The organism is Kocuria tytonis (genome assembly GCF_003226895.2).
Classification (GTDB): Bacteria; Actinomycetota; Actinomycetes; order Actinomycetales; family Micrococcaceae; genus Kocuria; species Kocuria tytonis.
In genome coordinates this window covers 1,225,569-1,238,426 of the sequence record NZ_PNJG02000001.1, presented here as the reverse complement: position 1 = coordinate 1,238,426, position 12,858 = coordinate 1,225,569, and the positions used below count along the sequence as shown (strand labels likewise).

The window sequence follows — 12,858 nt, the reverse complement described above, 5'->3', positions numbered from 1 at the left end:
CGGTGGCGGAGGCCCCCGCGTTCAGCACCGTGCCGGACGCACCCCGCTCCGACGACCCCGTCCTGGTCCCACGCCTGCGCGCCGGGCTCGCGGCGGCGGGATTCACCGTGGACCGCGTCACGGACCTGGTGGGTCCGGAGGCGATGGCCGCGTGGTCCCGGGACCAGGCCGTACCCGCCCGGCGCGCGCTGCAGCGGCGCGGAGGCCAGGATCCCGCGCTGAGCACCCTGGCCGCGTTCTTCCTGCTGGGCGATCCGGTCCGGGCCTCCGCGCTCGACGCCGCTCTGCCCACCGTGGGCTCCCGGGGACTGCGCCGTCTCGGGCTGGTCGAGACGGTGACCGTGAACGCCACGCCGATCCTGGAGGATGCTGGGAGCTCGCAGGAGCCGCGCGACCCGGCGGGCGCGCGGGATCCGGAGAGGGCGCAGGGCCCGGAGAGCTCGCCGGGCCCGGCCCGGGCGCCCGTGGGCGCGGGACACCGGGAGGGCCCGCAGGACCCGCTGCTGCGTGCCGCCATGGACCTGCGCCCGTACGCCACCGATTCCTCGGAGGAGCTCTGGGTGGCGAGCGACCTCGGCGCGTTCCAGCGCCCGGGGGTGCTGCGCCGCGACCACGTGCTGGGCATCGGCGGGGCCTCCACCACCCTGGTGCAGGCCACGCCGCGCCGTCCCGTGGCCACGGCCCTGGACCTGGGGACCGGGTGCGGGATCCAGACCTTCCACCTGCTCGCCCACGCGGAGCACGTCACCGCCACGGACATCTCCGAACGGGCGCTGGCCACCACGCGGTTCAACCTGCTCCTCAACGCCCCCGCACTGGGGATCGACCCCCAGCACCTTGACGCCCGCGTGAGCCTCGAAATCGGCAGCATGCTGGGGCCCGTGGCCGGGCGCGGCTTCGACATGGTGGTGTCCAACCCGCCGTTCGTGATCACCCCGCGGAGCGAGCGGGAGACCGATGCGGAGCGGTTCACCTACCGGGACGGCGGTCTGCCCGGGGACCGGATCGTGCGGGACCTGCTGGGCGCCATCCCGTCCGTGCTGAACCCCGGTGGCACCGCGCACCTGCTCGCGAACTGGGAGATCCCCCGGGACCCGGAGGACGAACCCTCCCTCACATGGTCCCGCGGTCCGGACTCCTGGATTCCCCGCGACACCGGCGCGTGGCTCATCCAGCGCGAGCTGCAGGACCCGTGCGAGTACGCCGAGACGTGGCTGCAGGACGCCTCGCAGCAGCGCGACCCGGAGGGCTTCGACCGCGCCTACGCCGCGTACCTGGACGACTTCGCCTCGCGTGACGTGGCGGCGATCGGCTTCGGCATGGTGTGGCTGCACCGGCCCGAGGCCGGCCACGAGAACGACGGGCCGGGGCAGGAAGCCCCGGCAGCGGCGTCGTCGCCCACGGTGGCCGGTGCTGACCGGGCGTTGCCGCAGGACGCCGCCGTGCCCCGGATCTTCGAGACCGTCCCGCACCCGATCCAGCAGCCGATCGCGCCCACCCTGGCCGCGGAGTGGGAGCGGATCCTGCGGATGGCGCGGCAGACGACGCCCCCCGGTGCCGGAGCCGTGTCCCCGGACGGGGAGCCCGCGTGGCTCGACCACCACTACACGGTGGCACCGGACGTCACCGAGGAGCGCCACGGCGCCCCCGGCGCGGAGGACCCCGCGCTCATCCTGCTGCGGCAGGGGGCGGGGCTGCGCCGCACCGTGATCCTCTCGAGCGAGGCGGCGGGCTTCGTGGGCGTGTGCGACGGCGAGCTCGGCGCCCGGCAGATCCTCGCCGCGCTCGGCGCGCTGCTGGGGTGGGAGGGCGGTCCCGGGCAGCAGCTGCTGGGCGAGATCGAGGGGCTCATCACCCACGGCTTCCTGCTCGTGGTGTAAGACTGGGCCCAGGAACGAGACCGCTGATCCCCTCCGGTGCGCAGGGCGCCGCCGGGGGTGGGATCCGCCGGCACCGGGCACCCGGCCGTTGATCCGCACCGAGCCGTGTGCCGTACGCTGACGTCTCGTACGTGGACCAGCACGACACCGGGCGCCGTGAGCCACGCGCAGCGGCGACCACCAGACACGGACCCGCCCCGCAACCACGGGTCATGACGAGGAGCACCTTTGGTACCGAAGGCCACCAAGAACGAAGGCACGGGCAAGAGCCTGCTGATCGTGGAGTCACCGTCCAAGGTGAAGACGATCGCGGGCTACCTGGGGGACGCCTACGAGGTGGAGTCCTCCATGGGCCACATCCGTGACCTGCCGCAGCCCTCCGAGCTGCCCACGGACATGAAGAAGGGCCCGTACGGCAAGTTCGCGGTGGACGTGGAGCACGAGTTCGACCCGTACTACGTGGTCAACCCGGACAAGAAGAAGAAGGTCACGGAGCTCAAGCGCAAGCTGAAGGACGCCGACGCCCTCTACCTCGCCACTGATGGGGACCGCGAGGGCGAGGCCATCGCGTGGCACCTGCTGCAGGTGCTCAAGCCCAAGGTGCCCGTCTACCGCCTCACGTTCCCCGAGATCACCAAAGAAGCGATCGAGCGTGGCTTCGGGCAGCTGCGGGACATCGACCAGGACCTCGTGGACGCCCAGGAGACCCGCCGGATCCTGGACCGGCTCTACGGCTACGAGATCTCCCCGGTGCTGTGGCGCAAGGTCTCCTCGGGGCTGTCCGCGGGCCGCGTGCAGTCCGTGGCCACACGCCTGGTGGTGCAGCGCGAGCGCGAGCGGATCGCCTTCGTCCCCGCCGACTACTGGGACCTCACGGGCCAGTTCTCCCGCCCCGAGGGCCAGGACGCCGGGCGTGCCTTCGCCGCGCGCCTGAGCTCGGTGAACGGCCGCCGCGTGGCCACGGGCAAGGACTTCACGGACCGCGGCGAGCTCAAGTCCTCCTCCCAGGACGGTCCCGCCGCCCTGGACGAGGCGGTGGCCACGGCGCTCGCGGCCGGGCTGCAGGACGCCGAGTTCTCGGTGCGTTCCCTGGAGACCAAGCCCTACACGCGCCGGCCCGCGGCACCCTTCACCACGTCCACGCTGCAGCAGGAGGCCGCCCGCAAGCTGCGCTTCACCTCCCGCACCACCATGCGCGTGGCGCAGCGGCTGTACGAGAACGGCTACATCACGTACATGCGCACGGACTCCGTGGCGCTGTCGGACCAGGCGGTCAACGCCGCCCGCGCGCAGGCCAAGGAGCTCTACGGCGCCGAGTTCGTGCCCGCGTCCAAGCGCGTGTACGCCTCCAAGTCCAAGAACGCGCAGGAGGCCCACGAGGCCGTGCGCCCCGCCGGGGACACGTTCCGCACGCCCTCCCAGGTGCGCTCGCAGCTCTCCGTGGACGAGTACAAGCTCTACGAGCTGATCTGGAAGCGCACCGTGGCCTCCCAGATGCAGGACGCCAAGGGGGACACCGCCACGGTGCGCCTGGGCGCCACGGCCACCTCCGCCGCAGGTGAGCACGCCGGGGCCGACGCCGAGTTCTCGGCCTCCGGGACCGTCATCACCTTCCGGGGGTTCCTGGCCGCGTACGAGGAGGGCCGGGACGTGAACCCGGACCTCGCGGCGGACTCCGGCAGGAAGTCGCAGAAGGACGAGGACAAGCGCCTGCCCGTGATGGCCGAGGGCGACGCGCTGGACGCCTCCGAGGTCACCGCGGACGGACACACCACCACACCGCCGGCGCGCTACACCGAGGCCTCCCTGGTGAAGACCCTGGACGAACTGGGCATCGGGCGTCCCTCCACGTACGCCGCCACGATCTCCACGATCATGGACCGCGGCTACGTGCAGGTGCGCGGCTCCGCGCTCATCCCGTCCTGGCTCGCGTTCTCCGTGGTGCGCCTGCTGGAGGAGCACTTCTCGGACTACGTGGACTACGACTTCACCGCCGAGCTCGAGGAGGACCTGGACCGGATCGCCCGTGGCGAGGCCGAGCGCGTCAAGTGGCTCACGGGCTTCTACTTCGGGGAGAACCCGTCCGAGCCCGGGCTCAAGCCGATCGTGGACGACCTCGGGGAGATCGACGCCCGCGCCGTGAACTCGATCCCCGTCACGGACGGGATCACCCTGCGCGTGGGCAAGTACGGCCCCTACCTGGAGGCCGGCGGCACCGTGGACCCGGAGACCGGGGAGATCACGGATCCCGTGCGCGCCAACGTGCCCCTGGACCTCGCCCCGGACGAGCTCACGCCCGAGAAGGCACGGGAGCTCATGGAGATCGGCAGGGCGGACGGCCGGGAGCTGGGCGTGAACCCGCAGACCGGCCAGATGATCGTGGCCAAGGACGGCCGCTACGGACCGTACGTCACCGAGATCGTGCCGGAGCCCACCCAGGAGGAGCTGGACGCGATCCCCACCGAGTACTACAAGAACGGCAACCCCAAGCCCAAGAAGATCGAGAAGCCCAAGCCCAACACGGCCTCGCTGTTCTCCTCCATGAACCTGCAGGACATCACCCTGGAGGACGCCCTGAAGCTGCTGTCCCTGCCGCGTGAACTGGGCCAGGACACGGACGGGGAGACCATCACGGTACAGAACGGCCGCTACGGCCCGTACCTCAAGAAGGGCTCGGACTCCCGCTCCATCTCCTCCGAGGACCAGATCTTCACGATCACCCTGGAGGAGGCGAAGACCATCTACGCCCAGCCCAAGCAGCGCGGTCGCCAGGCCGCCAAGCCACCCCTGGCGGACCTGGGCGCGGATCCCCTCACGGAGAAGCGCATGGTCATCAAGGAGGGCCGCTTCGGCGCGTACATCACGGACGGTGAGACCAACGTGACCGTGCCCCGGGCCGAGGCGATCGAGCAGATCACCGCGGCGCGGGCCTCCCAGCTGCTCGCGGAGAAGCGCGCCAAGGGCCCCGCCCCGGCCAAGTCCCCGGCGCGCGGCAAGGCCCGCACCGCGTCGAAGAGTTCCGCGTCGAAGGGCTCGGCGGCCAAGGGCACCACGACGAAGGCCAAGACCGGGACGACGACGGCGAAGCGCACCTCCGCGGCGAAGGCCAAGAGCACCACGGGCACCGCGCGCGCCACCCGCAAGGCCCCCGCGAAGAAGTCGAGCTGAACCCGGGGACGCCGCGAGCGGCGTCGTCGACCGGCGAATCCGCGGGGTGGGACACGAGCCCGCCCCGCCCGCGAACGAAGGAACACACATGCGCCTCTCCGTCCTGGACGTCGGCTCGAACACGGTGCACCTGCTGCTGCTGGACGTCTACCCCGGTTCCCGCCCGGAACCGTACGCGTCCCACAAGATGGCGCTGCGGCTGGTGGACTACCAGGACGACGACGGCCGCATCACGGACGAGGGCCGGGATCTGCTGACCTCCTTCGTGGTGGATGCCCGGAACTTCGCGGTGGACCACCGCGCGGAGGACCTGCTGGCGTTCGCGACCTCCGCGATCCGGGAGGCCGCCAACGGTGCGGAGGTCCTGGAGCACGTGCAGTCCGCCTCCGGGGTCACCCTCACGGAGCTGTCCGGGGACCAGGAGGCGGCCATCACGTTCTCCGCGGTGCGCCGCTGGTTCGGGTGGAGCGCGGGACGGATCCTGGACCTCGACATCGGCGGTGGCTCCTTCGAGATGGCCATCGGCACCAATGCCCTGCCCACGGTGGCCACCTCCGTCCCCCTGGGCGCGGGCCGGCTGTACCGCGGGTACCTGGCGGGGTCCGACGTCGCGTCCCCCGCCCAGTTCAAGGCCCTGCGCAAGCACGTGCGCACCACGCTGCGCCCCGCCGCGGACCGGATCGCCGGCGGCGGGCACCCCAACCTGGTGGCGGGCACGTCCAAGACGTTCCGCTCGCTCGCGCGGATCTGCGGGGCGGCGCCGTCGGCCCAGGGTCCGTACGTGGAGCGGCTCATGCACCTGGCGGACCTGCGGCTGTGGACGCGGCGGATGGAGGCCATGTCCGTGGCGGAGCGCGCGGACCTGCCGGGGGTCTCCGAGCACCGTGCCGCGCAGGTGGTGGCCGGGGCGATCGTCGCGGAGACCGCCATGGACATGCTGAAGGTGGACACCGTGCAGATCTCCCCCTGGGCGCTGCGCGAGGGACTGATCCTGCGGCGCATGGACCGCCTGGTGCGGGACGCCACCAGCTCGACCGTCAACCCCAAGGACCTGGTGACCAGCTCATGAGCGAGACCCCTGCCGACTACCGCCCGCACGTGGCGCTGTCCACGAGCTCCCTGTACCCGCAGGGTGTGCCGGAGACGTTCGAGGCCGCGCAGCGGCTGGGCTACGACAGCGTGGAGGTGCTCGTGACACACGAGCGCATGAGCCAGCTGACCCACCAGCTGCTGGACAACGTGCAGAAGCACCAGATCCCCATCTCCGCGATCCACGCCCCCACGCTGCTGTTCACGCAGCAGGTGTGGGGCAAGGCCTGGACCAAGATCCAGATGGCCGCCAAGCTCACCCACCAGGTGGGCGCCGAGGTGGTGGTGGCGCACCCGCCGTTCCGGTGGCAGCGCAAGTACGCCAGGAACTTCGTGGCCGGCGTGCGGGAGATCTCCCGGATGACGGACACCAAGATCTCGGTGGAGAACATGTACCCGTGGCGTGTGGCGGGGCATGAGGCCGTGGTCTACTCGCCGCACTACAGCCCGCTGGGCCAGGACTACGAGTGGGTCACGTGGGACTTCTCCCACGCGGCCACGGCGAAGATGGACTCCCTGGCGGCCGTGAAGGAGCTCGGCTCCCGTCTGGGCCACGTGCACCTCACGGACGGTTCCGGGGAGACCCTCGCGGACGAGCACCTCCTGCCGGGCCACGGCGTGCAGCCCGTCGCGGCCACCCTCGAGCACCTCCGCGATCAGCGCTGGCAGGGCGTCGTGGGGGTGGAGGTATCCACCCGCAAGGCCGAGGACGCGGACCAGCGCGACGAGTGGCTGGCCGAGTCCCTGGCCTTCGCCCGACGCCACATGACGGTCACCCCCTGACCCCTCCCGCACCCCGCAGGAGAAACGCCACGGCCGACGACGCCGCCCGCCCCGCCGTGAGACCGTGTCCCGTGCCTGCCCGTGCCTGCCCGTGCCTGCCCGTGCCTGCCCGTGCCTGCCCGGGACCCCGGGTCGGCACCGCCTGAGCCCCGGGTGCGCCGTCCACGACCGCCCGGGGCCGGTCGCGGGAACGCCCCCGTGCGCTGTACGGTCGAGAGCAGAATTCCCCACCGTCACACCACCCGTGCGTCCTGCCGTCCCCGGATGCGGGCCACCACGGGGTCGAGAGGACTGATCCGATGAGCGAGACCACCCTGACGTTCCTGGGAGCCGGTTCCATGAACGGCTCCATCCTGCGGGGTGTGCTGGCCGGCGGCGCGGACCCGGCGGACGTGCGCGCGACGACCCGTTCGGCGTCGTCGGCGGCGGAGCTGCGGCGGGAGACCGGTGTGACGGTCCTCGCCGGCGAGGAGGACACCGAGGCGAACCGCAAGGCCGTGGCCGGTGCCGACGTCGTGCTGCTGGGTGTGAAGCCCTACGCCGTCCTGGACCTCGCCCGGGAGATCGCGCCCGCACTCGAGCCGGACACGGTGGTGGTGTCCGTGGCCGCTGGCGTCGCCCTGGACGCCCTGCGGAAAGCGCTCCCGGAGGGCCAGCCCGTGGTGCGGTGCATGCCCAACACGCCGTCGAGCGTGGGACGCGGTGTGCTGTCCGTGACCCCGGGTGAGCACACCACGGCCGAGCAGCTGGGGGTCGTGAAGACCGTGCTGTCCTCCGTGGGCACCGTGGTGGAGGTCCCGGAGCACCTGATCCGTGCCGTCACGGGCGTCTCCGGCTCGGGCCCCGCGTACGTCTTCTACCTCGCGGAGGCCATGCAGCGCGCGGGCGAGCAGCTGGGCCTGGACACGGACACCGCGCGCGTGCTCGCCAAGGAGACGGTCTCCGGGGCGGGCGTGCTGCTCAGCCCGGAGGACGCCGACCCCGCGGCCCTGCGCCGGGCCGTGACCAGCCCGGGCGGCACCACGGAGCAGGCCATCACCACGTTCGACGAGAAGGGCCTGCGGGACATCATCGCCGCGGGTGCCGCGGCCTCCGCGGCCAAGGGGGACGAGATGGAGCAGGAGTACGGCGGCGAGTGACGCCGTCCGACCACGCCCACCACACGAGACCACGCAAGGCGGTAGCACCATGACCACGTTCGGCATCGAGGAGGAGTTCCTCCTGATCGACCGCGGGGACAAGCTGCCCGCGCGCCCCACCCCGGAGCAGTCCGCGCAGCTGGTCTCCCTCGAGGCGGGCGGCGGTGCCGCCACACCGGAGTGGCTCGCGTGCCAGGTGGAGGAGACCTCACCGATCTTCCACGACGCCGCCGGGGCCGTGGACTCGCTCGTCACGTTCCGCACCGCGCTGCACGACGCCACGGACGCCATGGGCATGGACGTGGCGGGGCTCGCCGCGGCACCGGACATCCGGCCCGAGCCCGCGGACATCACCGTGAACGAGCGGTACCAGCGGCTCGCGGGCTACACCCCGGCGGTGGCCGCGGACCAGTACATCAGCGGGATGCACGTGCACCTGGGGTTCCCCGACATGGAGGACGCCGTCCGCGCCCTGAACGGACTGCGGGGCTGGCTGCCGGCACTCGTGGCGCTCGGCGCCAACTCGCCCCTGTGGCGGGGCGCGGAGTCCGGCTACGAGAGCTGGCGCTCCATCCACTACCGGCGCTGGATCGCCAACGACATTCCCCCGCACTTCGAGGACCTCGCGGACCACGACCAGCGCGTGGCCGTGCTCAGCGCGTTCGACATCATGGAGAGCGCCTCCACCCTCAGCTGGCTGGCCCGGCTGTCCCACAAGCACGGCACCCTGGAGATCCGGGCGTGCGACGTGCAGCTGGAGGCCCAGGACTCCGTGGCCATCGCGCTGCTCGTCCGGGCGCTGGCGTCCTACGCGGTGGAGACCGCGCCCCCCGTGAAGTTCACGCAGGAGTACCTGGACATCGCGCTGTGGCAGGCCGCGCGCTGGGGGCTCAGCGGGCGCGTCCTGGACCCCGTGACCGCTGAACTGGTCCCCGGCGAGTGGCTCGTGGGGACGATCCTCGAACGCGTGTGCGGGCACTACCCCTCGGTGGCCGACCGCGAGTTCGCGGAGGCCGGGGTGCGCCGGATCGTGGAGCGTGGCAACGGCGCCCTGCGGCAGCGCCGTGCGTTCGCCCGCGCGGGCATTGCCGGGGTCGTGGGCATGGCCACCGGGGCGATGACGGCGGACCCCCGCCGCTGAACCCGTCCTCCGCGGTCCGCGCCGCCCCCGCGGACGACGCCGCATGGTCACCCCGCGGCGTCGTCCCCCGGGCTACGGCCGGGCCGCGAAGCGCTCGATCAGATCCACGTGGCCGGAGACGATCAGCAGGTCCCGGGAACTCACGCTGGTGTCCGGGCGGGCGTAGGTGAAGTCCTCGCCGGGGGACTTCACGCCCACCACTGTCACGCCGTACTTGGAGCGGATGTCCGACTCCCCGAGTGTGAAGCCCTGGGTCTCCCGCGGCGGGTACATCTTCACGATCGCGAAGTCGTCGTCGAACTCGATGTAGTCCAGCAGGCGCCCGGAGACCAGGTGTGCGGTGCGGCGCCCGGCGTCCGCCTCCGGGAAGATCACGTGGTGCGCGCCGATGCGCGAGAGGATCTTGCCGTGCGCGGGGGAGATGGCCTTGGCCCAGATCCGGTCGATGCCCAGGTCCACCAGGTTGGCGGTGATCAGCACCGAGGACTCGATGGACGTGCCCACACCCACCACCGCGGAGGAGAACTCCGCGGCGCCGATCTGCCGCAGGGCGTCCATGTCCGTGGCCTCGGCCTCCACCACGTGGGTGAGCTGCCCGGACATCTTCTGCACCAGCCCGGCGTCCCGTTCCACGCCCAGCACCTCCCGGCCCTGCTGGATGAGCTGCAGGGCCGTGGCGGCGCCGAACCGGCCGAGTCCCACGACCAGGACGGGTGCGGAGTGGGAGGAGTTCTTAGCCAATGATCGGCCTCTCTTCCGGGTAGGAGTACAGCCGGCGCCGCGAGCGCAGCGCCAGGGCGGTGGCCACGGTGTTGGTCCCGATGCGGCCCACGAGCATGATGAGGGACAGTGCGTACTTCCCGGCGTCCGGGGACGCCGCGGACACGCCCGTGCTCAGTCCGCACGTGGCGTAGGCGGAGATGACCTCGAACAGCACGTGGTCCAGTGGCAGGTGGGTCACGGCCACCATCACGGCCGAGCCCACCAGCACCATGGACGCGCCCATCATGATCACGGAGATCGCGATGCGCAGCACCGAGTCCGGGATGGTGCGGAAGAAGGCGATCACGGACTGGTCGCCGCGCGCCTCCGCGAGGATCGCCAGGAAGACGACGGCGAGCGTCGTCACCTTGATCCCGCCGGCCGTGGACGCCGAGCCGCCCCCGGCGAACATCATGGCGTCCGTGAGCAGCAGGGTGACCTGCGAGGTGTCCGGCATGTCCACCAGGTTGAAGCCGCCCGAGCGCATCATCACGGACGCGAAGAAGCCCTGGAAGATCCGCTCGGGCACGGACTTGGTGCCCAGGGTCTGCGGGTTGCCCCACTCCACGGCCAGGAACAGGATCCAGGCGAGCAGCAGCAGGATCCCGGTGGTGACCACGGTGAGCTTGGCGTTGAGGTTCCACCGGTTGAAGTGGAACCCCACCTGCCGCAGCACCAGCACCACGGGGAAGCCCAGGGAGCCCAGGATCACGCCGATGCACACGGGCAGCAGGATGAGCCACGCCGTGGCGCCCGCGTGGTCGTACGGGACCAGCCCGTCGCTGTGCGGGGTGAACCCGGCGTTGTTGAAGCTGGAGATCGCGTAGAAGACCCCGTGCCACAGGGCGGTGCCGAGGGGCTCGCCCTCGGCCAGGAAGCCCACCGAGAGCACCACGGCCAGGGCGGCCTCGATGGAGATGGAGGTGATCACGATGATCTGCAGCAGCGAGCCCACCTCGCCCAGGCGCCCGATGTTCAGCGCCTCCTGCGTGATGAGCTTGGACTTGAGCCCGAGCTTGCGGCCGATGGCCAGGGCCAGGATGGACGTCAGCGTCAGGGTTCCCAGACCGCCCACCTGGATGGCCACGAGGATGACCACCTGACCGAACAGGGACCACTGGGCGGCGGTGGAGACCGTGGTCAGCCCGGTCACGGTGACCGCGGAGGTCGCGGTGAACACGGCGTCCACGAAGTGCGTGACCTGCCCGTGCTGGGCGGAGACGGGCAACCACAGCAGCAGGGCGAACCCCAGGTCCACGATCACGAAGACGATGACCGCGAGGCGCGCCGGTGAGGAGTTGGCGATCCGGTCGACGAAGTCGCGGATGCGGCGCGCCGCGCCGGTGGTCAGCGGTTCCCCGGGGGCCGTCTGGGAGGTGGGCTCCTCCGCCACGGCATCCGGCTGCTCGAGCTCGCTCACGCCACCTCCTCCACGGGTTCCACGGTGTGTTCGGAACTGCTCGGGCGCCGCGCACCAGCGGGCCGTCCAACGCAGTGCCCTCCAGTATCCCCTGTCAGGTCGCGCTGCAGCGACAGCCCGGGCGCCCGAGTGGTCTAATGGAGTTGTGACCTCTGCAACAGAGGGCGAGGATGCCCTGTACCCGACCAGCGTCTACTGGGACCCCGAGCTGCTCAAGTACAACTTCGGGGACTACCACCCCATGAGCCCCACGCGCCTGGACGCCACCATGCGCCTGGTGCAGAACCTGGGTCTGGACACCGCGGAGAACGTCCGGGTCACGGTGCCGGAGGTCCCGGACGACGGCGTCCTGGAGCTCGTGCACACCAGGGAGTACGTGCAGTCCGTCCACGCGGTCTCCGAGGACCCCACGCGGGAGATCCCGGAGTGCGGTCTGGGCACGGAGGACACCCCCGGCTACGAGGGGATCCACGAGTCCAGCGCCCGCCTGGTGGGCGGCAGCTACCAGGGCGCCATGGACCTGCTCAGCGGGAAGGTGGTCCACGCCGTGAACTTCGGCGGGGGCATGCACCACGCCGCGGCGGGGAAGGCCTCGGGGTTCTGCGTGTACAACGACTGCGCGGTGGCCATCCAGCACCTGCTGGACAACGGCGTCCAGCGCGTGCTGTACGTGGACGTGGACGGTCACCACGGGGACGGCACGCAGTCCATCTTCTACGACGACCCCCGCGTCATGACCGTCTCGCTGCACGAGACGGGACTCTCCCTGTTCCCCGGTTCCGGTTTCGCGAACGAGATCGGCGAGGGGGAGGCCGCGGGCACCGCCGTCAACGTGGCCATGCCCACCCGCGCCGACGACGCCCAGTGGCTGCGCGCGTTCGACGCCGTGGTCCCGCCGATCGCCCGGGAGTTCCGTCCCGAGGTGATCGTGTCCCAGCACGGCTGCGACTCGCACTTCCAGGACGAGCTGACCCACCTGCGGGTGAGCGTCGACGGGCAGCGTCAGATCGCCCTGTCCATGTCGGAGCTGGCGGCGCAGCTGTGCGAGGGCCGGTGGCTCGCCACGGGCGGCGGCGGCTACGACTGCCACGACGCCGTTCCGCGTTCGTGGACGCACCTCGTGGGGGTGGCCTCGGGCCGCCCGGTGCCGGTGACCACCCCCGTTCCGCAGGAGTGGCGCACGTACATGAGCGAGAAGTACGGCGGGCGTCCCCCGGAGTTCATGGGGGACGACGTCGATCTGTGGTGGCGCTCGTGGGAGATCGGCTACGACCCCAACGACGAGACCGACCGCAGCATCATGGCCACCCGCAAGGAGGTCTTCCCGCACTGGGGACTGGATCCCTGGTACGACTGACGGCGGGCGGGCCTCGGAGGCCGCCGGGCACAGCCGGAGTCGTGCGGGTGCGGGGCTGAGGACCCGTGGTGCCCGGACCGCGGGCACGGGAGTGGATTGGGGCGGGCGCGGGCGCTGCG

At 71.7% G+C, this 12,858-nt stretch carries 9 protein-coding genes; 7 read left to right on the top strand and 2 right to left on the bottom strand.

Going from position 1 to position 12,858, the window contains the following annotated elements; all coding sequences use genetic code 11:
- The first annotated feature begins 2 nt into the window (after nt 1-2).
- The 6 genes from C1C97_RS05520 (at nt 3) to C1C97_RS05495 (ending at nt 9,200) form a co-directional block, all read left to right on the top strand.
- A complete protein-coding gene (locus C1C97_RS05520) occupies nt 3-1,880 on the top strand; it encodes a DUF7059 domain-containing protein (RefSeq protein ID WP_233542746.1) in 1,878 nt (625 codons plus the stop codon).
- A 228-nt stretch (nt 1,881-2,108) separates the two neighbouring features.
- Nucleotides 2,109-5,048 (top strand): type I DNA topoisomerase, encoded by a 2,940-nt coding sequence (gene topA, locus C1C97_RS05515; RefSeq protein WP_121030370.1) that lies wholly within the window; start codon nt 2,109-2,111, stop codon nt 5,046-5,048.
- A gap of 88 nt (nt 5,049-5,136) precedes the next feature.
- Nucleotides 5,137-6,117, top strand: coding sequence for a Ppx/GppA phosphatase family protein (locus C1C97_RS05510; protein ID WP_121030368.1), 981 nt, complete (start codon nt 5,137-5,139; stop codon nt 6,115-6,117).
- Entirely contained in the window at nt 6,114-6,920 is an 807-nt protein-coding gene (locus tag C1C97_RS05505) for a sugar phosphate isomerase/epimerase family protein (RefSeq protein WP_121030366.1), read from the top strand. The genes C1C97_RS05510 and C1C97_RS05505 overlap by 4 nt, the downstream gene beginning before the upstream one ends.
- A gap of 299 nt (nt 6,921-7,219) precedes the next feature.
- Nucleotides 7,220-8,059: a pyrroline-5-carboxylate reductase gene (gene proC / locus C1C97_RS05500; RefSeq protein ID WP_110920323.1), complete on the top strand. Its 840-nt coding sequence runs from the start codon at nt 7,220-7,222 to the stop codon at nt 8,057-8,059.
- A gap of 49 nt (nt 8,060-8,108) precedes the next feature.
- Nucleotides 8,109-9,200 (top strand): carboxylate-amine ligase, encoded by a 1,092-nt coding sequence (locus C1C97_RS05495; protein ID WP_110920324.1) that lies wholly within the window; start codon nt 8,109-8,111, stop codon nt 9,198-9,200.
- Between the two features lie 72 nt (nt 9,201-9,272).
- Here C1C97_RS05495 and C1C97_RS05490 read toward each other — a convergent pair whose 3' ends face one another.
- Nucleotides 9,273-9,941: a potassium channel family protein gene (locus C1C97_RS05490; RefSeq protein ID WP_110920325.1), complete on the bottom strand. Its 669-nt coding sequence runs from the start codon at nt 9,939-9,941 to the stop codon at nt 9,273-9,275.
- Complete coding sequence (locus tag C1C97_RS05485) at nt 9,934-11,382, bottom strand: TrkH family potassium uptake protein (protein WP_110920326.1); 1,449 nt, start codon at nt 11,380-11,382, stop codon at nt 9,934-9,936. The genes C1C97_RS05490 and C1C97_RS05485 overlap by 8 nt, the downstream gene beginning before the upstream one ends.
- A gap of 145 nt (nt 11,383-11,527) precedes the next feature.
- Between C1C97_RS05485 and C1C97_RS05480 the strand changes: the two genes are divergently transcribed.
- Nucleotides 11,528-12,739, top strand: coding sequence for an acetoin utilization protein AcuC (locus C1C97_RS05480; protein ID WP_110920327.1), 1,212 nt, complete (start codon nt 11,528-11,530; stop codon nt 12,737-12,739).
- The last annotated feature ends 119 nt before the right edge of the window (nt 12,740-12,858 follow it).

Excerpts from the sequence above, each read along its gene's own strand:
- C1C97_RS05510 (WP_121030368.1), top strand. The coding sequence starts at position 5,137 with ATGCGCCTCTCCGTCCTGGACGTCGGCTCGAACACGGTGCACCTGCTG.
- C1C97_RS05495 (WP_110920324.1), top strand. The coding sequence starts at position 8,109 with ATGACCACGTTCGGCATCGAGGAGGAGTTCCTCCTGATCGACCGCGGG.
- C1C97_RS05505 (WP_121030366.1), top strand. The coding sequence starts at position 6,114 with ATGAGCGAGACCCCTGCCGACTACCGCCCGCACGTGGCGCTGTCCACG.
- proC (WP_110920323.1), top strand. The coding sequence starts at position 7,220 with ATGAGCGAGACCACCCTGACGTTCCTGGGAGCCGGTTCCATGAACGGC.